Consider the following 23,112-nt stretch of genomic DNA (forward strand, 5'->3'; position numbering starts at 1 on the left):
GGTCACCGCATGCATCGCGTCAAACCGAATGGCAAAGCCCGACGCAAACAGATCACGGATCGCGGCGAAGTCGAAAAGGCTTTCCATCAGCTCTTTATAGTCAGCGACAGGGTCGACCACGTCGACCAGCATGTCCCCCAGTTGGGTTTCGCCAACCTTCGACAGGTCCACATCATGCGCTTCCATTATAAGGTACTCGGAAATGTCCTGTGTGGAGGCGAATATCCGGGCAGTGACATCTTCGGGCGCAGGGCCGCCGTTGGCGATGTTGTACTTCACACCGAAATCTTCGTCCGGGCCGCCGGGGTTGTGGCTGGCCGACATGATAAGGCCGCCATCTGCCTTACGCTTGCGGATCAGGTTAGAGGCCGCAGGCGTGGACAGCAGCGCATCTTGCCCGACGATCACCTTAGCCGCACCACTTGCCGCGGCCATTCGCAAAATCACCTGCGCGGCGCGATCATTGAAATAGCGCCCGTCCCCGCCCAGCACCAAGGTCTTGCCCTGAACGCCACCGATCCCATTCCAAACAGCCTGAACGAAGTTCTCTAGGTAATGAGGTTCCATGAAGATCCGCGTCTTTTTACGCAGGCCGGATGTGCCGGGCTTTTGCCCCTCAATCGGCTGGGTCTTCACGGTGGTAACGGTCATTCGGCTAATCCCTCGTCTCAATCACATTGGCCGCTTGGCCCCTCTGGGCTTAACGGCGGTTTGTTGCAGGTTTGTATCATAGCCCCGGAAGGTCAATGACCGGGGTGCAGAAAACCGCAACGATTGTGAAAGGGTTCCGGGTGGGATCAGCGTTGGCGGTTCTGCCAATCGGGGTGAATCCAAGGTTCATCATTGGCGGGTGCCAACGGCGTGCGGCCCAAGATGTGATCCGCCGCCTTTTCCCCAACCATTATAGAGGGCGCATTCAGGTTGCCGTTTGTAACGCGCGGAAAGATCGAACTGTCGGCCAACCGCAGCCCATCCACGCCAATGACGCGGGCCTCTGGATCAACTACCGCCATCGGGTCATCCCTGCGCCCCATTCGTGCGGTGCCGCAGGGGTGATAGGCGCTTTCAGCGTGTTCGCGGATAAAGCCGTCAATCTCATCATCGCGCTGTACATCTGCGCCGGGCTGGATTTCGTGTTTGACGAAAGGCTTGAACGCCTCTTGGCCAAACACTTCACGCGTTAGGCGGATACAGGTGCGGAAATCCTCCCAGTCTTGCGGGTCGGACATATAGTTGAAAAAGATCTTCGGCGCGTCGTTCGGGTCGGATGACCGCAAAGTCACCGCCCCCCGGCTAGCCGACCGCATCGGGCCGACATGCGCCTGAAACCCGTGCCCTTCGGCAGCCGCCTTGCCGTCATACCGCACAGCAATCGGCAGGAAGTGATATTGGATGTCCGGGTATTCCACCCCAGCGCGCGATCGGATGAACGCCGCGCTTTCGAACTGGTTCGATGCGCCAAGCCCGGTTTTGGTGAACAACCACTGTGCCCCTATCATCGCTTTGGAGAAGATGTTCCAATGCTTGAACAGCGTGATGGGCTGACTTGCAGCCATCTGCAGATAAACCTCTAGATGGTCCTGAAGGTTCTGCCCGACACCAGCGCGATCAGCGACGACATCAATCCCATGTTCCGCCAAATGCGCCGCCGGGCCGATACCCGACAGCATCAACAGCTTGGGCGAGTTAACCGACGATGCCGCCACGATGACCTCGTCCCGGGCGCGGATCACCTCGACCTTGTCACCGCGCGAAACCTCTACGCCCACGGCGCGGCCGTTTTCGATCACGACCTTACGGGCGAACGCGCGGACAAGATCACAGTTCGGGCGTTTTAATGCAGGCTTCAGATAGGCATTGGCGGCAGACCAGCGTCGGCCTTTCCAGACCGTTTGCTCCATCGGGCCAAAGCCTTCTTGCTTTTGCCCATTATAATCGTCGGTGGTTTCGTACCCTGCCTGACGCCCCGCATCGACAAAAGCCTGAAACAGCGGGTTCGCACGCGGACCGCGCGTTACATGAAGTGGGCCATCTTTGCCCCGCCAACCGGCATCGCCGCCGTGACCGCCCGAATGCCAATGCTCCATCCGTTTGAAATACGGAAGCACATCCGCATAGGCCCAGCCATCCGCGCCGCTTTCGGCCCAATGGTCAAAGTCCCGCGCGTGACCGCGCACATAGACCATCCCGTTGATCGACGACGATCCACCAACGACCTTGCCGCGCGGTGTGGCCAAACGGCGACCACCCAGATGCGGTTCAGGTTCTGACTGATAGCCCCAGTCATAGCGCGACATGTTCATCGGATAAGACAACGCAGCAGGCATCTGAATAAACGGGCCCGCATCCGTGCCACCGTGTTCGATGACCAAAACGGATTTCCCCGCCTCGGCCAACCGATACGCCATGGCGCAGCCCGCGCTGCCTGCCCCGATGATTACAAAATCAGCTTCCATGCCTTGCCCCGCGCCCCCTTAGAAAGGAGCGTCCACTTTCCCCATCGCCACATAGACGGATTTCAGTTGCGAATAGTGTTCGATCGCGGCCTTAGAGTTTTCGCGCCCAACGCCCGATTGCTTGACCCCACCGAACGGAGCCTCAACCGGCGCAAGGTTATAGGTGTTGATCCAACAGCTGCCGGCCTCCAACTTGCCAATCACGCGGTGGCCGCGCGTCAGATCCCGGGTGAACACACCGGCGGCCAGACCAAAGGCTGTGTCGTTGGCGCGGGTGATGACTTCATCCTCATCTTCGAAATCCAGAACGGCCATCACTGGGCCAAAGATTTCTTCGCGCGCGATGGTCATGCCATCGGTCACATCGGCAAAGACTGTGGGTTCCAGAAAGAAGCCATCGCGCTGAACCCGGTTACCGCCTGATACCAGCCGTGCGCCTTCTTCGACGCCCTTCGCGATATAACCTTCAACGATTTCCAACTGGCGCTGGCTGACCATCGGGCCAAAACTTGTCGCCTCGTCCATCGGGTCGCCGATCACAGCGGTGGCAAGACGTTCTTTCAGGCGCGTAAGGAAGGCTTCTTTGATGCCCTTTTGCACAAACACGCGCGTGCCGTTCGAACAGACCTGCCCCGAGGAATAGAAATTCCCAAGGATTGCGCCGCCGACGGCATCTTCGATATCGGCATCATCGAATACGATTAGGGGGGATTTGCCGCCCAGTTCCATCGTGACGTGCTTCATCTCTCCGGCGGCAGCGGCATAGACCTTGCGCCCTGTGGGAACCGAACCAGTAAGGGAAACCTTATCGACCCGCGGATCCGTCACCAGCGCAGCACCAACATCGCCCAAGCCCTGCACCACGTTGAACAGGCCCACAGGCGCGCCTGCTTCGATCATGATCTCGGCCACTTTCAACGCGCAAAGCGGCGTGGTTTCGGATGGCTTGAACACCATCGCGTTGCCACATGCCAACGCGGGCGATGCTTTCCAACAGGCGATCTGGGTGGGGTAGTTCCACGCGCCGATCCCAACGCAAACGCCAAGCGGTTCGCGCACTGTATATATAAAGTCATCGCCAAGCTGGATGTGCTCGCCCGTCAGGCTGCCTGCCAGGCCGCCGAAATATTCCAACGCATCCGCGCCCGACGTCGCATCAGCGACCAGCGTTTCCTGCAACGGCTTGCCGGTGTCATAGGTTTCCAGAACCGACAGGTCGCGGTTGCGGTCGCGAATGATATCCGACGCACGGCGCAAAACACGGCCCCGTTCGGTGCCTGTCCAACTGGCCCATTCGGCCTGCGCAGCCCGCGCGCTTTCCAACGCGGCATCGATCACGGCAGGCGTGGCGGAATGGACGCGCGCGACAACCTCGCCCGTGGCGGGATAGATCACGTCGATGGGCGTTCCGGCCTCATCTTCTAGATATTGACCATTCACAAAATGGCTGGCGGTGGGTTGGCAGCGTAGGGTCACGGCTGTGCCTCCGGTATTAGTGTCATTCGCCGCGCGGATAGCGCGCGTCATCTTCGACGTTGTTCAGATCCATGTGGTTGCGCATGTAGCGTTCAGACGCTTTTTGCAGCGGCTGATAATCCCACGGGTAATAGCCACCTTGGCGCAGCGCCTCGTACACCACCCAACGGCGGGCTTGGCTTTCGCGCACGGCGGCATCGAATGTTTCCAAATCCCACCGCGCTTCGGACTTGGCACGCAGGGAGTTCAGCGTGCCAGCATGATCCGGGTCATCGGCAAGGTTGGTCAGTTCATGCGGGTCGGCGTCCAGATCAAAAAGCTGATCCGGGTCCAGACTGCAGCGGTTGTATTTCCACTTACCATAGCGCAGCGAAACCAGTGGGGCGTAAGACGCCTCTGCGGCGTATTCCATTGCAACCGGGGCAGTGCGTTCCACCCCATTGGCCAATGGCACAAGCGTTTCGCCATCCGTCCACGGCGCGACCTCTTCCATCGAGATTCCGGCCAGATCGCACAGCGTTGGCGTGACATCGATGTTGGACACCGGTGTTTCAACCAGCGAAGGTTTCAACCCCGGCGCGGCGATCATCATCGGAACGCGGGCGGACCCTTCGTAGAAGCACATTTTGAACCACAGCCCACGTTCGCCCAGCATATCGCCGTGGTCAGACACGAAATAGATGATCGTGTCTTCGGTCTGCCGCGTGCCATCCAACGCCTCCATGATCTCGCCGATCTTGTCATCGAGGTATGAGATGTTGGCGAAATAGGCGCGGCGGGAACGGCGAATGTCTTCTTCGGTGATGTCGAAGTTGCGCCAGTCGTTGGCATCAAAGATGCGCTTGGCGTGGGGGTCGTGGTCGTCATAGTCCATCGCTGGGACTTCGGGCAGCAGATGCTCGCAATCCTCGTACAGATCCCAATACTTCTTACGCGCCACGTATGGATCATGCGGGTGGGTAAAGCTGACGGTCAGGCACCATGGGCGGTCATCCTTGCCCCGTGCCAGATCGTAAACCTTGCGGGTCGCGTTATAGGCAACCTCGTCATCATATTCCATCTGGTTGGAAATCTCGGCCACGCCCGCGCCGGTGACGGACCCCATGTTGTGATACCACCAATCGATCCGCTCGCCCGGTTTGCGGTAATCTGGTGTCCAGCCGAAATCGGCGGGGTAGATATCCGTCGTCAGACGCTCTTCGAACCCGTGCAACTGATCCGGGCCGACGAAATGCATCTTACCCGATAGACACGTCTGATACCCAGCGCGGCGCAGGTGGTGGGCATAGGTCGGGATGTCCGACGCAAATTCAGCCGCGTTGTCGTAAACGCGCGTGCGGCTGGGAAGCTGCCCTGACATGAAACTGGCCCGCCCCGGCGCACACAGAGGGGACGCGGTATAACAGTTGCGAAACCGCACCGACCGCGCGGCCAGCTTTTTCAGGTTTGGCGCATGCAACCATTCCGCCGGACCATCCGGGAACAGCGTACCGTTCAGCTGATCAACCATCAGGATAAGAATATTCGGCTGCTTCATTTTGCACCTTTCAGACGCAAGGACATATCAAGGTAATCAACGACCATCGCCGTGGTGCCCAAACGGCCCAAGGCTTCGTTGCGCAGGGCCTGCCGGATGTACAAACCATCGATCATCGCAGCCAACCCTTGGGCAACTTCTGGGGCCGAATTGCCAACCAAGGGGCGCAGATTGAACACCAGATTCGAATGCAGGCGGCGTTGATAGACGCGCAAAAGCCGCCCAGCTTGGCTTGAATTTTGTGCAAGCACATAGAAATTCAGCCACGCGCTGATGACTTCTGGCTGGAAATTTTCTTCGGAAAAGCTGGCACGGATGATCGCCTCGATCCGCTCATGAGGCGTTTTTGCGCCCTGCAATTCCACCTTAACCGAGGCGCCGAAAACTGCCAAAATATGACGCATCGCGGCAAGGAAGATGTTGTCTTTGCTGCCAAAATAGTGATGCGCCAGCGCACTGGACATACCCGCGCGTTTGGCGATCTGACCGACCGTCACCTCAAGCGAACCCGCCTCGCCGATTTCGGCGATCGTGGCCTGCACCAGCGCACTTCGGCGGATGGGCTCCATTCCGATCTTTGGCATCGATCCTCTCAAAGCAGTTGTATTTCGAGGTAGGGCAGTTTTAATTAACTCGTCAATCAAAAAAACAGGGAGCTCAACATGCATCTCAAATCCACAGTTTCAGCCGCGGCGCTGGTTCTTGTTGCCGGACAAGCCTTGGCAAATTGCGAAGAAGTCGTGTTTTCTGATGTGGGCTGGACCGACATCACAACCACCACTTCCGCCACCAAACAGGTGATCGAAGCCCTTGGTTATGACGTCGACGTCAAGGTTCTGTCTGTGCCAGTGACCTTTGCCTCGCTTGAAAGCGACGATGTAGACATCTTCCTTGGCAACTGGATGCCTGCACAAGCTGGCGCAATCGGCCCCTATCTGGATAGCGGCGAGATTGAATCGGTTGCCGTAAACCTTGAAGGCACCAAATACACGCTGGCCGTGCCCGCCTATACATACGAAGCTGGCCTGAAAACCTATGCAGACATCGCCAAGTTCCGCGACGAGCTGGACGAAAAGATCTACGGCATTGAGCCCGGCAACGAAGGCAACGCCTATCTTGTAAGCCTGGCCGAAGCGAACACTCACGGTCTTGGTGGTTTCGAGGTGGTCGAAAGCTCCGAACAGGGGATGCTGGCACAGGTTGGCCGCGCCGTTAAGAAAGACGAACACGTCGTCTTCCTTGGCTGGGAACCGCACCCGATGAACTCCACCTACGATCTGAAATACCTGACCGGCGGCGAAGACTTCTTTGGCGGTGAAGGCGTCGTTCACACAGTAACGCGCAAAGGTTACGCCGAAGAGTGCCCGAATATCGGCAAACTGCTGGCCAACCTAAAATTCAGCCTGCCGATGGAAAACGAAATCATGGGCAAGATCTTGGTTGATGGCGAAGAAGCCGATGACGCGACCATGGCTTGGATGAAGGCGAACGGTTCGGTTCTGGACGCATGGCTTGACGGTGTGACCACCAAAGACGGCCAAGACGGCCTTGCCGCTGTAAAAGCCGAATTCGGCCTTTAATCACAAAATCGGAAACGCCCGCCCCATCTGAGGCGGGCGTTTCACCATGACGACTAATAACAACAGGGGTGACGGATGGACTGGCTGACAGACCATAAAATACCGGTCGGAAAAACGGCGAAGACCGTGTTCGACTGGCTCCAAGATCATGGCGCGGGCTTCTTTGACGGGCTTGCCGCGATGATGGAGGCGCTGATCGACGGGATTTTGTGGATAATGCAAACGCCCCATCCGCTGGTCGTGATCGGCTTCTTCGTTGCCTTGGCGTGGTATCTTCAACGCAGCTGGAAAACCGCGCTGTTCGTGGCGCTGGGGTTTCTGTTCATCCTGAACCAAGACTATTGGGAAGAAACGACTGAAAGCCTAACGCTGGTCCTGTCTGCCTGCGTCGTCTGTATGGCTGTGGGAACACCCATCGGCATCGCCACAGCCCACCGCCCGCGGCTGTTTCAGGCGATCCGCCCGGTGCTGGACCTTATGCAAACCCTGCCTACATTTGTTTATCTGATCCCGGCGATTGTGTTCTTTGGCATCGGCATGGTGCCCGGCCTGATCGCCACGGTGATCTTCGTTCTGCCTGCCCCGATCCGGCTGACACATCTTGGCATCAGCTCTACCCCCACCGCGTTGCTAGAGGCCGCGCGGGCATTCGGCGCGACCCCGCGCCAAACGTTGTGGAAGGTCGAACTGCCCTATGCCCTGCCTCAAATCATGGCTGGTCTGAACCAAACCATCATGCTTTCGCTTTCGATGGTGGTTGTCGCCGCGCTGGTTGGGGCCGATGGGCTTGGCGTGCCTGTGGTGCGCGCCCTGAACCAGGTGAACACCGCGCTTGGATTTGAAAGCGGTTTCATCATCGTGGTCGTCGCGATCATTCTGGACCGTATGCTGAGGATGGAACGCAAATGACCAAAGCTGTTGAATTCGACAACGTCTCCATCGTGTTTGGCGACAAGCCTGAAGCGGCCCTGCCCCTTATGGACGCCGGCCAATCCCGCGCCGAGGTGCAAGAGCAAACATCCCAAGTTCTGGGCGTTCACGACTGTTCGCTAAGCGTGGATGAAGGCGAAATCCTTGTGCTGATGGGCCTGTCCGGGTCTGGCAAATCCACCCTGCTGCGGGCCGTTAACGCATTGAACCCCGTCGTGCGCGGCGAGGTGCGGATTAACGATGGAGACCAGATGGTCAGCATCACCCACACCGCCCCCGCCGATCTGCGCCGCCTGCGCCAAACGCGGGTTGCTATGGTGTTTCAGCAATTCGGTCTGCTGCCTTGGCGCTCGGTCCGCGAAAACGCAGGGCTTGGGCTGGAACTGGCAGGCCTTAGCCGGAAAGAGGTTGCCAAACAGGTCGACAAACAGCTTGCCCTTGTGGGCTTGTCTGACTGGGCGGAACGCAAGGTCGGCGATCTGTCAGGCGGCATGCAGCAACGTGTTGGCCTTGCCCGTGCCTTTGCCACAGACGCGCCCATCCTGTTGATGGACGAACCGTTTTCCGCGCTTGATCCGCTGATCCGCACCCGGCTTCAGGATGAATTGCTGGACCTTCAGAACGAACTAAAGCGCACGATCATCTTCGTTAGCCATGATTTGGACGAGGCGTTCAAGCTGGGCGACCGTATCGCGATTATGGAAGGCGGGCGCATCGTTCAATGTGGCACGCCGCGTGAAATCTTCTCGGCCCCGGCGAATGAGTACGTGGCCGATTTCGTCGCCCATATGAACCCACTTGGCGTTCTGTGTGCGCGTGACGTGCTACAACCCAGCACCGGCGCCCACACACAGACAGTGACAGCGAATGCACGAATTCAAGACGTCATGGCGCAACTGGAATCGATGGACGGTGCCGTGGGGGTAACGGAAAACGGCGCGCTGATTGGCGAGGCCACGAAAGACACCGTTCTGGCGGCGTTGATCAAGTAACGACAAAATCCGCGCGGCGGGAGTGTTCGACAACCTGCCGCGCGTTTGGAATATCGTTCCCCATCGCGCGGGCCTTTGCCTGTTCGGGGGAATGGCCGTGATCCAGCCAGCGTTGGATCAACCGCCGCTCAAGCTCCTCCATCGGCACATCAAGAAACACGGTGGCATCCCAATGCTGCGCCAGATCGGCCCAGATCGGGCGATCCAACAAAAGATAGTTCCCTTCGCACAACACGATCTTCGCCTGTGCGGGGGCAACACCTGCGCCAGCGCGGGCAAGATCAAGTTCGCGATCAAAGGTGGGATAGATGACATCGCCACCCGCCGACAGCCGGGTAATCAAGTGGCGAAACCCCTCGGCATCGAACGTCTCGGGCGCGCCTTTGCGGGCGAATAGGCCGCGTTCTTTCAGTACCGTGTTGTCCAGATGAAACCCATCCATCGGCACAACGCAGGCATCAGGGCCGATAGCCTTGGCCAGCGCCTCTGCGAGGGTTGATTTTCCACTGCCGGGCGCTCCGGCAATGGCAACGATTATGCGCCCCTGCCCTTGGGCAAGGGTGATCAGGCGGTCGGCCAATGCCTCGCGCCTGATCTGGTTCATGCGGCCACCGCTTCGGCGGGCGGTTCTTGCGCGCCAGTCATAAAGGCCACCGCGTCGGACATGGTGTAATCCTTCGGGTTGATCGTACACAGACGACGACCCAGACGATGAACGTGGATACGATCGGCCACCTCAAACACATGCGGCATGTTGTGAGAGATCAGCACAATCGGCATCCCGCGCGAACGAACGTCTTGGATCAGCTCCAACACTTTGCGGGATTCCTTTACGCCAAGGGCCGCTGTCGGTTCGTCCAAGATCACAACGCGCGACCCGAACGCCGCAGCGCGGGCAACAGCAACGCCCTGTCGCTGACCACCCGAAAGGGTCTCAACCGCTTGGTTGATGTTCTGGATCGTCATCAGGCCAAGTTCATTCAGCTTTTCACGCGCGATGCGCTGCATCTCTTTGTTATCAAGCATCTTAAACATGCTGCCCATCACGCCCGAGCGGCGGATTTCGCGCCCCATGAACATGTTGTCCGCAATCGACAACGCGGGCGAAAGCGCAAGGTTCTGATACACCGTTTCGATGCCAGCCTCACGTGCTTCAAGCGGCGAGTTGAAGTGGAACGGTTTTCCGTCCAACCACATCTTGCCCTCGTCCACGTTCGTCGCGCCCGAGATAGCCTTGATCAGCGATGACTTACCAGCGCCGTTATCACCGATGACGGCCAAGATCTCTCCGGGGTACAGATCGAAATCGGCGTTGTTCAATGCGGTTACACGGCCATAGCGTTTGACCAGCCCACGCGCCTTAAGAACGGGTTCCACTGCAGGGTTCATGCCGAAACCTTTCTGATCCATTGGTCAATTGCGACCGCGATAATGATAAGCCAACCGATGGCGAACACTTGCCACAGAACATCCACGCCCGCCAAACGCAGGCCCGACTGAAACACACCCACAATCAACGCGCCAAACAACGCACCCATGATGGATCCGCGCCCGCCGAAAAGGGAAATGCCGCCAATCACAACAGCCGTGATCGACTGAAGGTTGCCTTCGTAAAACGACTGCGGAGAAACCGAACCAACACGCCCGATGGACGCCCACGCGCCGATGGCACAGACGAACCCGGCCAGTGCGTAAACAGACACCAGCGTGCGGTCAGTCCGAATACCGGCCAGCTCTGCCGCCTCTTTATCGTCACCGATTGCGTAAACGTGGCGGCCCCACGCAGTTTTGTTCAGCATGTACCACAGGGCAACAAACACAACGACCATCAGGATCGAACCATAGGTCAGGCGCGCACTGCCAAGAGCGATGTTGTTGCCAAAGAACTTCAGCAACGGCGCGGCACTGTCGATGTCTTGCGACCGAATGGATTGCGCACCCGACAGCCACAGGTTCAGCGCGAAAAAGATGTTCCACGTGCCCAGCGTAACGATAAACGGCGGCAGCTTAATGCGCGTCACCAACAGGCCATTCATGATCCCAGCCGCAGTACCGCCAACAAATGCGACCAAAAGGGCCAGCGGCGCCGGTACGCCCATTTCAACAGCAAGCTTGCCCGAGATAACCGACATCAACACCATGATCGCGGCCACCGAAAGGTCGATACCTGCGGTCAGGATGATCAGGCTTTGCGCCGCAGCAAGGATGCCGATGATCGAAACCTGCTGGATAATCAATGAAAGGTTAAATGGCGAAAAGAAACGTGATCCGGCCAACAGGCCAAACACAACGACACTTGCTAACAATACAATGACAGGAACCATCGTCGGGTTCCCGTGAAGGAAGTGCTGTATTCGATCCAGGAAGGATTTTTCTTTCGTGTCAAAGGAGGCCACGCTGGTATCGCTTTGGTCCAACGCTTTTTCAAAATCCTGCTTTGGACTGGCCGCGCTCTCTGCACCGCTCATAACATTCTCTCCAGACGGAAATTAGGTGTTCAGGTTACATGATTCCGCCGGCTTGCGGGGAATCCGTGTTAAAACGGGCGGCCGAAGCCGCCCGCAATGCCAAGGCTGGGAGTGTGAATTCAAACCTCGGCGGAGGGATTAGCCCCAGCACATCTCCAGGCCTTCGGCCGAAGTGATCGACGGAATGCCATCAACTGGAGTGTCTGTAATCAGCTGGACCCCGGTGTTGAAGAAATCCAGACCAGGAGTGTTCTCTGGCTTCGCGCCACCGTCTGCGAAGGCTTTGATCGCTTCGATGCCTTTGGACGCCATCAACAGTGGGAACTGCATGGATGTCGCGCCAATAACGCCGTCTGCAACGTTTTGAACGCCCGGGCAGCCGCCATCAACGGAAACGATCAGCGCATCACCTTCTTTACCGAAAGCTTTCAACGCCTCGTATGCGCCAGCAGCAGCCGGTTCATTGATCGTGTAAACCACGTTCACGCCCGGATCTTTCTGAAGAAGGTTTTCCATCGCGGTGCGACCGCCCTCTTCGTTGCCGTTGGTGACGTCGTTGCCAACGATACGCGGATCATCTTCGTCGCCGATGTCTTTGGGGTCTTTCACGTCAACACCAAAGCCGGTCAGGAAGCCCTGATCGCGAAGGTAATCGACCGAGATTTCAGAAGCGTTCAGATCAAGCAGCGCGATTTTCGCATCAGCAGACGCATCGCCCATCTTCGCCTTCGCCCATTCACCGATCAGAACGCCAGCTTTGAAGTTGTCTGTCGCGAAAGTCGCGTCTGCCACATCAGCCGGTTCAAATGGCGTATCCAGCGCGATCACCAGCAAGCCAGCTTCGCGAGCCTGTGTAACGACTGGCGCAAGCGCGCGGCTGTCGGAAGGAGTGATCAGGATGCCTTTGGCACCCGACGCGATGCAGGTTTCAACAGCGGCGATCTGTGTTTCAACGTCGCCATCCAGTTTGCCAGCAAAGGTTTGCAGATCGATGCCGTTTTCTTCGGCGCCTTTCTGGGCACCTTCCTTCATTTTCACGAAGAATGGATTGGTATCGGTCTTTGTGATCAGGCACGCACCAATCGAATGGCTTGCAGCTTGTGCGCTACCCGCGCTGATCATCATGCCAACAGCGGCAGCGCCAGCCAGTTTGGCCTTAAGGCTAAATTTCGTGTTCATAGCAATCCTCCCGAGATTTGCATTCAACAGAGCGCTGCAGTCCCCCACGAGCGCCCAAAGAGCGCCGGTTTCCCAGTTCTCCTTGGTAGCAAAACAAACCGATTCTGCAGGCAACTGTCAATAAATAAATCACTCTTATTTATTATTGACAGTGACCCCTTCCGTGCTCAAAGATCGTTGGAATTCAATCGGTGCGGTGCGCCCAACTGACCCAGAAAAGAAACGTAAGCCAATGAAAGAAGACAGCAATACTGCACCAGCGAGCGGCATTCGCGGCTCCAACCAAAGCGGTATGCGCGCCTATAACGAACGGCTTGTACTCTCTTTGATCCGTCAGAATGGCGCGCTGCCCAAAGCGGAAATCGCGCGTATCTCTGGTCTTTCGGCGCAAACGGTCTCTGTCATCATGCGCGCGCTAGAGGCAGACGGGTTTCTGGAAAAAGGAGAGCCAATTCGCGGCAAGGTCGGGCAACCCTCCGTTCCGATGAATCTTGCAAAAGGTGGCGCATTCTTCTTCGGCCTGAAAGTCGGGCGGCGAAGCCTGGAAATGATCCTGATAAATTTTCTGGGCACGGTCATCGGCCGCGTGCACCTTACGCATCCCTACCCCACTCCCGACGGTGTCGTTCGGTTCACCAATGACTCCATCGGCCAACTGCTGGATCAGCTAACACCGGAAGAACGCAAACGCGTGGCTGGGTTGGGCATCGCTATTCCATTCCGGCTTTGGGATTGGTCCGTCGCGCTTGGCTTGGAACAAACCGATATGGAAGCTTGGCGCGAGCGCGACATCCGTGCCGAAATCGCGCAAAATTGGAACTTTCCTATTTATCTTCAGAACGACGCCTCGGCGGCGTGCGGTGCTGAACTGGTCTTTGGCAAAGGCGAAACCCCACGCGACTTCTTGTATTTCTACATCGGGTTCTTCGTGGGTGGCGGCGTGGTCTTGAATAGAAGCCTTTTCACCGGCCGGTCGGGCAATGCGGGCGCGTTAGGCTCTATTCCCATTGGCGTGACGGGCAAAAAGGCACGGTTGTTGGTTGATGTCGCCTCTCTCGCGACACTGGAAACGGCCATTATCGCGACCGGCGGTGATGCGAACATCCTATGGGAACCACCAAAGTCATGGTCTGTTCCGGCCGACATCCTGCGCGATTGGGTTGATGATGCGTCTTCCGGCTTGGCCTTTGCAATTGCCGCCGCAGCGTCGGTAATGGACTGTGAATACGCCATGATCGACGGCTGGCTTCCCGAAGAAGTCCGGGCAGAGCTGGTACGTCAAACCGAACAGAAGCTCACGGATCTGGAAATCGCGGGCATTGAAAAACCCCCAGTCCTAGAGGGCACCATCGGCACCAGTGCCCGCGCGCTTGGTGCGGCCAGCCTTCCGCTTTCTGATCGCTTCTTGGTCGATCAGAACGCGTTGCTGAAGGCATAACCCAACTTGCGCCGTCGATTTGCAAGGCCCTAGACCTTGTGAAACCGTATCTCGAAGACTGCGCCGGGGTCGTTCGGGCGCACGTTCAGCTCTGCGCGATAGATATCCAGTATCGCCTTGGTAATCGCCAACCCCATTCCCGTTCCGCCCATATCGCGGCGGGTCGTGAAAAACGGATCAGCCACCCGGTTGGCATCGCTTGGCGCCAACCCGTTGCCATTATCCGCAACCCTTAGCACTCCTTCGGAATAGGTGATGCGCACCTCATCCGCACCATGCTGCTGCGCATTTTGCGCCATGTGGTACAGCACCATCCGGCCATGTTCGGCCGAAATCGGAAGCGTGACGCCACTTAAACCCTCGGCCAAGACCGCAAGCCCCTGAAGGTCGGGCATCATATCCATCAATCGGCCCGGTCCGCCCGGCTGCTGCCCCCGCATTTTCGTCATCTCACGAAGCCGGCCAAGCAAGGTGTTCATACGGCTTGCTTCTGATCGGATGTTGCCCAGCAATTTTTGACGCTGTTCCGCAGGTAGGTCTTCCAGTTCCAGCAACTCCGCAGCCCCAGAAATGGCAGTGACTGGGGATTTCAGCTCGTGCGTTACATGGTCCGTGTAAATCGAAAGCTCTTGCGCATGTTGAGAAAGCGTATCCGCCATCGAAAGGACACTCTCCCCCAGTTCAGCCAGTTCTTTGGTCCCGTAATGCGCCGAAACCTGCGACGGAGATGTCTTGCCCTTGGCAATCGCAGAGGTGTTGTTCTTAAGCGCGTGAATCGGGGCCGATAGCAGCCGCAACAGCAGAAAACCAACCAGCGCCGTGCCAGAAACAGTCGCCGCGACCATGATCAGAAACCCAGCCCTTTCACGATACAAGAACTTGTTCAAATTGGTTGGCGTCCGCGACAAGTAGACCACGCCAATGACACGGTCGTCCGCGATGACAGGATAGGTCACAAAGACACGGAACTTCGTATCCCTGCTTATCGAAGTCAGCGGATGGGGGTCATAATCCTGTTCTCTTGCGCGTAGAATCGAGCCGACCTGACCACCAAGCGCCGACTGCACCTCGGTTAGGGTGGCGAATGAACGTCGCTCCTCTCCGCCAATGTTGGAACCGGTGTCATCCAGAAAAACCACACCCGAAAGCGTGGTTTTTCTTGCCCCGCGCGCCAGATCGATCATCAAAGGATAGATCGCCGCATATCGCGGGTCAGCCGTGGTTTCGTCTGGTACGCCGTCCGGGCGCGGGGCATGCAATCCATCAGCCTGAAGACTTAGCCCCGGCTGCGCGGGGTGAAAATCCGCCCCCCAATGGGCCTTAAGTTCCTCATTCAGCGGCGTGCCGATCATGGGGCCGTCCAAGGCCTGAAACGCGTCGGAAAAGGCCTGTGCATAAATGGCCCCCTGTTCGATCAAGGCCGCCTCTGTCGTGCGGATAAATTGGTTCGACGTCAGGCGCATCGCCAAAAGCGTCACAACCGGAATCGCGATCAGCAACGCGCAAACCGCAAAAACAACCAAGATCAACGGAGGGCGCCATTTTTTGCGAACTTGCGTCACAGCGCGCATCCGCCCAACTTCACACCAACACCGTGAACCGTGACGATGACTTCGTCGCACCCCAGCTTGGCCGCCTTTGCGCGTATGTTGCGGATATGACTGTCCAAGGTACGCCCGGACATATCGGTGTTGCCGCCGTAAAGAGCATCAATCAACTGGTTGCGGCTATGGACCTGCGCAGCGTGGGTGGCAAGATAGGCCAGCAGCGCGAATTCCCGCGCCGTCAGCGCCATTTCTTCGCCGCCAAGCGTTGCAAGATGGCCTTCGCTTTCGATCTTCAGCGCACCATGTTTTAACGCCCGCGCCGGATCTGGTTTGCCCCTGCTTAGAATGGCCTTGATCCTTAGAACAAGTTCACGCGGGCTAAACGGTTTTGCCACGAAATCATCCGCGCCAAGCTGAAACCCCAACACGCGGTCAATCTCGTCATCTCGCGCTGTCAGAAACAGGATCGGCACGTTGGATTTGGCGCGAATTGCCTGACAGCAATCAAAGCCATCCATATGCGGCATCCCGATATCAAGCACGACAAGATCAACCTCTGTGCGCCCAAGTTCCGTAAGTGCGGCTTGCCCGTTTGAAACTTCGACCACTGTATTCCCTGCACTTTCCAGTGCGATGCGAATGATGTCACGGATATGAGGGTCGTCGTCAGCAATCAGAATACGGTGTGCCATAAGTTACGTTTTAACCCGCTTGATTGGTGTGTCCAGAAACAACTCATCCGTACGCCGGCGCCGCAGGCCCAAAAGGGTCATCACCGCCGTCAGCAAAAGGCCCAACAACGTTTCTGGTTCAGGCGAAGAAGACCCTGAGAAACCGGATGGGTAGGCCTGTTTGCTAACGCCCGACACCATGGGCAGCGGAACACCAACAGGCTCTGCCGCGGCTCCGCTGCTATTCACAACCGTTTGCGAGACTGCGACAAACGACGTGTTCTGAGTTTGCAGCGAAAACTCTAACCCCAGCTTTGTAATCTCATCATTCGCGAGGTCGGGGTTTTCGCCCACAGCGACCTGACGTGTCAGCGAAGAGATTTTGTTGCGCGCCCAAATCAACGGCAATGCGGTGTGCTCAGGCTTGCCAGTGGTCTGGATCGTGACCGGCATCTGGGCGACCCGGCCCTGAACAACCCCTTTGACGTGAATTGTGTTCTCTCCGGCACCGTCGTGGCGGGCATAGATGCGCAGACTGTTACCATCGAACAGATCGGGCAAGTGGCTTGGCGTCACTCCTGTTACGTTCAACTCTCCCCAATCAATCTGAATGTCCGTCAGGATGGGGGTTTTCAGGTCTGCGGCCAGATCGCGTGCAACCTCTTTCGCTTTTTCATCCACACCGACATAACGCGCGTATCCATGGCCCTCGTCCGCCATCGCGTCCAGCAGGTATCGATTGACCGAATTCCCGATCCCAAAGGCATAGATGCGCGCGCTGCCAATTCGGTTGCGGATAGTGCGCAGAACATCGGCCTCGTTCCCGATATAACCGTCACTTAGGAACACAACGATACGCATCGTGTCACGTACCGGTCGTGTTGAAAAAGCCGTCCGGATCGCGTTGTCAATTTCTGTCCCGCCGCCGCTGCTCAGCGCGCGTACATAAGCGCGCGCCTTGCGGATGTTGGCGGCGGTTGCAGGCAGGGCGTCGTTCGAAAATCGTTGGGCCGTGTTGGCGAACGGAATGATGCGGAAATAGTCCCCCGGACGCAGCCCAACCAGCGCCGCATCCATGAACGTCTTGCTTGCCGACATAGGCTCGCCCGACATCGAACCTGACGTATCAAGCACGAAAACCAATTCACGCGGGGCTGCGGTGTCTTCGTCAACCACCTTTGGCGGCTCGATCATAACCGAGATAAACCCGCCACGCTCATCAGTATGGGAAAGGGTCGCGGCCTCAAGCACGTCACCACCCAGCGAATAGCGCAGCACCAAATCACGGTTGTCCATCACCTTCCCGGCTGCAAACTGTGCGCTGTATCCGTCTTCGGTCTGGGTGATCGTCAACGGGTGCGTATCGCTGCCAAAATCTGACGCTGTTACACCGCTGGTAAAGTGCAGGTCCAAACGAACCCTGTCGGTCGCCACCTCATCAGGTACATCCAATCCGGCGACCAGTGGGTATGCTGGCACCTTGCTTACCGCCCAGGTATTCGCGGGCTGCAGCGCGTCTTCGTCCGGTAGGTCAGCGAATTCATCGGGCAAGCGTGTGCCGTCATAGCGCGGGCCAACGATCATCGGGATAACCAGTTCGTACTGATCATCAATCTTTGGCACCATCTGAACATATCGCAGCACAACCGTCACCGGCTGGCCCGGCATAAGGTTCGCAATCCGCTGCGTGAACATATTCGGGCGGTGTTGGGTCAAAAGCGCTGCGGATTTGCCCTCGACGGCGGCTTGTTCGAATTCGGCCTGCGCCTTTGCCTTCTCACGAATTCGGGCCTGAATGATTTCGTCACCAACGCGCATCTCCATCGCGTAGATCGCGGCGTTCTGGTTCAGCGGAAACAGATACTCGGCCTCTACGGGCACAAGCGACGGGTTTTCAAACACCTGAGTAATCTCAACCGTAGACATATCGCCTTCGATGGTGACCTTCAGCGTGCTGTCCAACATCGGAAGGTCAAACGTGCCACCGTCCGCCTTGCCAAGAATGCGCCCGGCGACGTCCTCCATATCGGATGCTGCACGGACGGGGTGCGCAAAGAAAACCATAACGGGCAACAAAACGAAAAACAGTCTCATGGGGTCCTCACTTGGTTAAATATCAAGGGCGGCAAGTACCGCGGTTTCAAAATCACCCTGCGCATCCGCAGGAAGGTTTTTCGGGGTGATACGTTGAATGGATTGCCAGTTGCGCGATGACCCGTTCAGCCAGCTCCACACGGCTTCGCCGACGCTGGCGGTTTTGTGGCCATTCTCTGAAACGAAGCTAACGGCGACCGTCCATACGCGGCCATCGGGGCCGGTTGCCTCGTAGACAGAGGTTGGAATTGGGTCGAACCGTGTCCCTAGGAAACGCACATCGAATCCCATGCCAAGCAGGCAGGTCGCCGGAGAATGCAGATGGCGAAGCGGCGAACCCGTGCGCACGACGTTCACGCCAAGGGGGCCGAATTGTACCTTTTGTGCCGTGCCGCCATAGGTCGTGAAATAGGTCCGTTCGGTATCGCTCAACGCCACAGACTGCCCACGATACCCAAGCAACTGAACAGGCATTTCGATATTCGCAACCGGCTTTGAACGATCAACAGGTTTGCGCGGGGCGTTCAGGATCATCATCGCAGCACACAGCGCCGCCAAAACGACCGGCACGTGAAACCTGCGCGGGATGGGCGCGCAATTTGTCCGCCGAAGGCTGATCGGGGCTGGCTTTGGGCGATAGGTCAACATCACCGGCAACACCGACAGGGCCAGCGACAGCAACCCGATGCCTTCGTGCAGCACCGGCTCCATCGTATCGACGCCCAAGGCCAATCCCGATGCAAGCAACGAAATACGCAGGCCATTCCCAAGGATGCTGACGGCCACAATGGCCACCCCACCCGTAATCGCCGCGATTAGCCGTGGGCGGTAAAGAACGTTCAGAAAGGCCCAAAGGCTGACCATCAGCAAAAGCCCGGACGCGCCAGAACAAGGCAGATCGACCAGAACGTCATGCCCGCTGATCTGCAGGCGAACACCTTCACACAGCAGGTCAGGGAAAAATGGCGAAAGCATTCCACAGGCCAGCTCGGCCGAGATTATCTGCATGGGAAAGCCCGCGACCCTTTGCAGGATCGGCCCAAGCGGCAGCGCGAACAGAAAGAAGACCGCCAACCAAAGTGGGGAAAGCGCGAACTTGCGCTGATCAAGCCGAAAGAAGGTTGCCAATGCAAAGACATCAATCGCCAACGCCAAGGCGCTAAGGATGTTGATTGCCAACATCTGACCGCCAAGACGGCAAGCCGCCGCGACCAGAAAAAACGCAAACGCGCGCCGGGCTGGCGGGGCACCCGCCGCCGGTTTATGTGCCAAAGACAGCCCAATCAGGCCTGCAATCACCACACAATAGAACGCCCCATAGGATTGATACGAAGGGTCGCGCCAGCTGGTCATCAGCCACTTGATGGGTTCGATGGCCAACATAGCCGACGCAAGGGTCAGGCCGATCCAAAGCGGGGTGTCGTGTTTTTGTTCCATGCCCTGTTTTCACAAGGCTACGTGCAAACCCGGTTGGGATGTCGTGCAGGATTTGTGCAGAACCCGCTCTACACGTGTCTCCGCAAGTTGCCGTAAGGCTTAGTCGCGGCTTTGCCCGCGGCGCATTAAGGCCCCAATACGCAAGGTAGTTCCCGTTTCAGGGCGCGACCGGGTGCGTAGAACCGGCCGGTTTTCAGAAACGCTACCACTGCCTTCGCGGAACAGAATGTACAAACCACTTGCGATAATGATCGCCGCGCCAACCGCGGTTGGCAGGTCCAGTGTTTCGTCGAAGAACAGATACCCAAACAGCGTCGCCCACAGAATCTGCGAATACTGCATGGGGGCCACTACGACGGCCTCGCCCTTCTTATACGCTCCGATGATGCAGAGGGTGGCCAACACGGCGAACCCCGCAATCAAAGCCAATCCGCCAAGATGTTCGATCGGCATCGGGCGATAAACAAGCGGCAGGGCCGCGCCCATCACCACGACGTTTCCGATCATCGGATAAAGCAAAAGCACAAGACTGCGTTCTTCGTGCCCGATTTTGCGCACGATGATCGACGCAAACGCCGAACCGACTGCCGCCGCTAGTGCCGCCAGATGCCCTGTGCCCAGCTCGGACTGGCCGGGGCGAAGAACCACCATGACGCCGATCAAACCCGCGATAACAGCCAACCAACGGCGCAATCGCACAGTTTCACCCAGCAACGGAATCGAAAGGATGGTGATCAACAACGGCGTCGCAAAAAGGATGGCATATGTCTGCGCCAGCGGCAGAACCGAAAACGCATAAAACGCGGAAAAGCCCGTGATGATAACCGCCACAGTGCGAAACGCCGACCACCAAGGATGGCGCGCGCGCAGACTTCCGCCCGAAGAATCACGGATCAGCATCAGCAAAACCAGCGGAAAGCCCAGCAACACGCTAAAGAACACGATCTGGATCGGGGAATAGTGCGCGCCAAGCACCTTTACGATCACGTCATGCGTCGCGAAAATGGCAAAGCCAGCCAGCGCTAGAAGCGCACCTTTTGCATTCGCGCCAAGCATGCGCATCTCCTGATCATGGGTGTTAACGCAAACACTCTTTCCGAAACTTTTCCCCTGTTCAAGAGGAAGCCAGCAAGAGAATTGATGCGCGGAAATTAAAAAAGCCCGGGCGCGATTGCGACCCGGGCTTTCAAGTCTTTGTCGCCAGTGTTTACAGGCTTGCGTCCAGCTTTGCGATAACGGCATCGCCCATCTGCGAAGTCGTCGCAGGATCAACACCATCTGCCTGCATCAGATCCGCCGTGCGGACACCGTCGGCCAAAACAGCTTCGACAGCTTTTTCAAGACGAGTTGCCTCTTCGCCCTGATCGAACGAATACCGCAGCGCCATGGCGAAGCTAAGGATACATGCGCAAGGGTTCGCCTTGGCTTGGCCAGCGATGTCGGGCGCGGAACCGTGTACGGGTTCGTACAACGCTTTTGGGCGACCATTGGCCATCGGCGCACCAAGCGAAGCAGACGGAAGCATACCCAGCGAACCGGTCAGCATCGCGGCGGCATCGGACAGCAGATCACCAAACAGGTTGTCCGTTACGATAACGTCAAACTGCTTTGGCGCGCGAACAAGCTGCATCGCGCCCGCGTCTGCGTACATGTGGCTAAGTTCAACGTCGGGGTATTCGGCGTCGTGCACTTCCTGCACCACATCGCGCCACAGGATGCCCGATTCCATCACGTTGGCCTTCTCCATGGAGCAGACCTTGTTGCCGCGCTTGCGCGCCAGCTCAAACGCAGAGCGTGCAACCCGCGCAATTTCACTTTCGGTATAGCGCTGGGTGTTGATGCCCACACGCTCGTTGCCTTCTTTGATGATGCCGCGCGGCTCACCAAAGTAGATACCCGAAGTCAGCTCGCGGATGATCATGATGTCCAGCCCGGCAACGATATCCTTCTTCAAAGAAGAGAAATCTGCCAACGCGTCAAAACACTGCGCAGGGCGCAGGTTGGAATAAAGATCCATCTCTTTGCGCAGACGCAGCAGGCCGCGTTCAGGCTTAACGCTGAAATCAAGGTTGTCGTATTTAGGGCCGCCAACGGCGCCCAGAAGAACTGCGTCAACCTCTTGCGCCTTCTCCATCGTCTCGTCTGTCAGCGGGGTGCCGTGCGCATCATATGCCGCGCCACCAACCAGATCTTCGCTTACATCGAATTCAAGGCCGCGCTTGTCACCGAACCACGAAATAATCTTGCGAACCTCGGCCATAACTTCGGGGCCGATACCATCGCCTGGCAGGATGAGAAGGGAAGGGTTGCTCATCGTCTTATAATCCTTGTGCAAAAGGGGTCGCCTTCGCCTATCGGGTTGGGGAAAGAGGGTCAAGCCAGATGGGGTTTCAACCCCTCGGCCAACATGTCCCAAACGCGACGCAATCGGGGTGTCTGACGCATTGCTTCGTGGGCCGTCAGCCAGATCGGCAAAGGCGGCACGGGAAGTTCGGGCAAGACGCGTTCGACCAGTGGATCATAGTCGCCGATCGGCACCTGACCAAAGCCCAGCCCACAACCCGCACGCACCATTTCCCAGTAAACCGCATGATTATCGCATCGCGTTGTGAAGGCATGGCGATCAGCTTCCAGCCCGCGTTCCCGCATTCCGCATATGATCAGCTCTGATCGGTCATACCCCACCAGCGCATGATCAAAGAGGTCTGGAATACCTTTGGGCACCCCCGCCTTTTCCAGATACGTCTTTGCGCCATACACCCCCAATGGGATGTCCCCCAAATGCTGGGTCACCACATTCAACTGTTTCGGGCGATACATTCGAAGTGCGATGTCAGCCTCGCGGAACAGCAGGTTTTCCGACGTGTCGCTGGACACCAGCTCCAACTCTATCTCTGGGTGGCGGTTTCTGATTTCAGCCAGGATTGGCGGCAACAAATAGTGTGAAACCGCAACGCTTGCCGTAACGCGCACGACCCCGGAAATCCCTTGGGAATGGCCAGCGGCCGTAAGGGCCATAGCCCCGGCCGCGTCACGCATCGCGCGTGCGGGTCCCATCAGGGCGGCTCCGGTTTCGCTTAGTGCAAAGCCGCGTGGCTGTCGCAAAAACAGCTGCACGCCCAGCGCGTCCTCCATCAATCGAATCTGGCGACCTATCGTCGGCTGACTTACCCCAATCGCCCGCGCCGCAGCCGAAAGAGAGCCGCTTTCAGCAACGGCAAGGAACGCTTGAATAAGCGACCAGTCTAGCGATGTAAGCTGTCTATCCATTCAAAAATGAATACCAAACCTCAACATTTTGGCAATT

The 23,112-nt window shown here is 57.6% G+C and carries 20 protein-coding genes (1 of these 20 only partly in view); 4 read left to right on the top strand and 16 right to left on the bottom strand.

What is annotated here, in order from left to right:
• From COL8621_RS15540 to betI, 5 genes are all read right to left on the bottom strand, one after another.
• On the bottom strand, nt 1–651 hold the 5' portion of the coding sequence (locus tag COL8621_RS15540; protein ID WP_093968192.1) for an alpha-D-glucose phosphate-specific phosphoglucomutase. It extends 981 nt beyond the left edge of the window; only the first 651 of its 1,632 coding nucleotides appear in the window; the start codon lies at nt 649–651; the stop codon falls past the left edge of the window.
• A 146-nt stretch (nt 652–797) separates the two neighbouring features.
• Nucleotides 798–2,456, bottom strand: coding sequence for a choline dehydrogenase (gene betA / locus COL8621_RS15545; protein ID WP_093968193.1), 1,659 nt, complete (start codon nt 2,454–2,456; stop codon nt 798–800).
• 18 nt (nt 2,457–2,474) lie between these two features.
• Nucleotides 2,475–3,932 carry a betaine-aldehyde dehydrogenase gene (gene betB / locus COL8621_RS15550; RefSeq protein ID WP_093968635.1) on the bottom strand — a complete coding sequence of 486 codons (1,458 nt, stop codon included), beginning with the start codon at nt 3,930–3,932 and terminating at the stop codon, nt 2,475–2,477.
• A gap of 22 nt (nt 3,933–3,954) precedes the next feature.
• On the bottom strand, nt 3,955–5,469 hold the full coding sequence (gene betC, locus COL8621_RS15555) for a choline-sulfatase (RefSeq protein WP_093968194.1): 1,515 nt from the start codon (nt 5,467–5,469) through the stop codon (nt 3,955–3,957).
• A complete protein-coding gene (betI, locus tag COL8621_RS15560) occupies nt 5,466–6,053 on the bottom strand; it encodes a choline-binding transcriptional repressor BetI (protein WP_093968195.1) in 588 nt (195 codons plus the stop codon). Before betI ends, betC begins: the two co-directional genes overlap by 4 nt.
• Before the next feature lie 78 nt (nt 6,054–6,131).
• Here betI and choX point away from each other — a divergent pair, with 78 nt between their 5' ends.
• From choX to choV, 3 genes are all read left to right on the top strand, one after another.
• The gene (choX, locus tag COL8621_RS15565) at nt 6,132–7,049 is read left to right on the top strand and encodes a choline ABC transporter substrate-binding protein (protein ID WP_093968196.1); all 918 of its coding nucleotides are present in this window, start codon (nt 6,132–6,134) and stop codon (nt 7,047–7,049) included.
• Between the two features lie 75 nt (nt 7,050–7,124).
• Entirely contained in the window at nt 7,125–7,958 is an 834-nt protein-coding gene (choW, locus tag COL8621_RS15570) for a choline ABC transporter permease subunit (protein WP_093968197.1), read from the top strand.
• The gene (choV, locus tag COL8621_RS15575; protein ID WP_093968198.1) at nt 7,955–8,971 is read left to right on the top strand and encodes a choline ABC transporter ATP-binding protein; all 1,017 of its coding nucleotides are present in this window, start codon (nt 7,955–7,957) and stop codon (nt 8,969–8,971) included. Before choW ends, choV begins: the two co-directional genes overlap by 4 nt.
• On the opposite strand, the gene COL8621_RS15580 is transcribed toward choV, so the two are convergent.
• The 4 genes from COL8621_RS15580 to COL8621_RS15595 form a co-directional block, all read right to left on the bottom strand.
• The gene (locus COL8621_RS15580; protein ID WP_093968199.1) at nt 8,964–9,575 is read right to left on the bottom strand and encodes a nucleoside triphosphate hydrolase; all 612 of its coding nucleotides are present in this window, start codon (nt 9,573–9,575) and stop codon (nt 8,964–8,966) included. The genes choV and COL8621_RS15580 overlap by 8 nt on opposite strands.
• Entirely contained in the window at nt 9,572–10,381 is an 810-nt protein-coding gene (locus tag COL8621_RS15585; RefSeq protein WP_093968200.1) for an ATP-binding cassette domain-containing protein, read from the bottom strand. The genes COL8621_RS15580 and COL8621_RS15585 overlap by 4 nt, the downstream gene beginning before the upstream one ends.
• Nucleotides 10,357–11,439: an ABC transporter permease gene (locus COL8621_RS15590; protein WP_093968201.1), complete on the bottom strand. Its 1,083-nt coding sequence runs from the start codon at nt 11,437–11,439 to the stop codon at nt 10,357–10,359. Before COL8621_RS15590 ends, COL8621_RS15585 begins: the two co-directional genes overlap by 25 nt.
• 138 nt (nt 11,440–11,577) lie before the next feature.
• Entirely contained in the window at nt 11,578–12,618 is a 1,041-nt protein-coding gene (locus tag COL8621_RS15595; RefSeq protein WP_176438513.1) for a sugar ABC transporter substrate-binding protein, read from the bottom strand.
• A 232-nt stretch (nt 12,619–12,850) separates the two neighbouring features.
• Between COL8621_RS15595 and COL8621_RS15600 the strand changes: the two genes are divergently transcribed.
• Nucleotides 12,851–14,056 carry an ROK family transcriptional regulator gene (locus COL8621_RS15600; protein ID WP_235823905.1) on the top strand — a complete coding sequence of 402 codons (1,206 nt, stop codon included), beginning with the start codon at nt 12,851–12,853 and terminating at the stop codon, nt 14,054–14,056.
• A 29-nt stretch (nt 14,057–14,085) separates the two neighbouring features.
• Here COL8621_RS15600 and COL8621_RS15605 read toward each other — a convergent pair whose 3' ends face one another.
• From COL8621_RS15605 to COL8621_RS15635, 7 genes are all read right to left on the bottom strand, one after another.
• Nucleotides 14,086–15,618, bottom strand: coding sequence for an ATP-binding protein (locus COL8621_RS15605; RefSeq protein WP_176438514.1), 1,533 nt, complete (start codon nt 15,616–15,618; stop codon nt 14,086–14,088).
• Nucleotides 15,615–16,295: a response regulator transcription factor gene (locus tag COL8621_RS15610; protein WP_093968204.1), complete on the bottom strand. Its 681-nt coding sequence runs from the start codon at nt 16,293–16,295 to the stop codon at nt 15,615–15,617. The genes COL8621_RS15605 and COL8621_RS15610 overlap by 4 nt, the downstream gene beginning before the upstream one ends.
• Nucleotides 16,296–16,298: 3 nt before the next feature.
• On the bottom strand, nt 16,299–18,368 hold the full coding sequence (locus COL8621_RS15615) for a VIT and vWA domain-containing protein (protein ID WP_093968205.1): 2,070 nt from the start codon (nt 18,366–18,368) through the stop codon (nt 16,299–16,301).
• Nucleotides 18,369–18,383: 15 nt separating this feature from the next.
• Nucleotides 18,384–19,805, bottom strand: coding sequence for an exosortase T (xrtT, locus tag COL8621_RS15620; protein WP_093968206.1), 1,422 nt, complete (start codon nt 19,803–19,805; stop codon nt 18,384–18,386).
• A gap of 99 nt (nt 19,806–19,904) precedes the next feature.
• Nucleotides 19,905–20,861, bottom strand: a complete 957-nt coding sequence (locus COL8621_RS15625) for a DMT family transporter (RefSeq protein WP_093968637.1) — start codon at nt 20,859–20,861, stop codon at nt 19,905–19,907.
• A gap of 151 nt (nt 20,862–21,012) precedes the next feature.
• Nucleotides 21,013–22,119 carry a 3-isopropylmalate dehydrogenase gene (gene leuB, locus COL8621_RS15630; RefSeq protein WP_093968207.1) on the bottom strand — a complete coding sequence of 369 codons (1,107 nt, stop codon included), beginning with the start codon at nt 22,117–22,119 and terminating at the stop codon, nt 21,013–21,015.
• 59 nt (nt 22,120–22,178) lie between these two features.
• Entirely contained in the window at nt 22,179–23,075 is an 897-nt protein-coding gene (locus tag COL8621_RS15635; protein ID WP_093968208.1) for a LysR family transcriptional regulator, read from the bottom strand.
• Nucleotides 23,076–23,112: the final 37 nt, after the last annotated feature.

Origin of the sequence: Actibacterium lipolyticum (genome assembly GCF_900184935.1) — a bacterium.
Lineage (GTDB): Bacteria > Pseudomonadota > Alphaproteobacteria > Rhodobacterales > Rhodobacteraceae > Actibacterium_A > Actibacterium_A lipolyticum.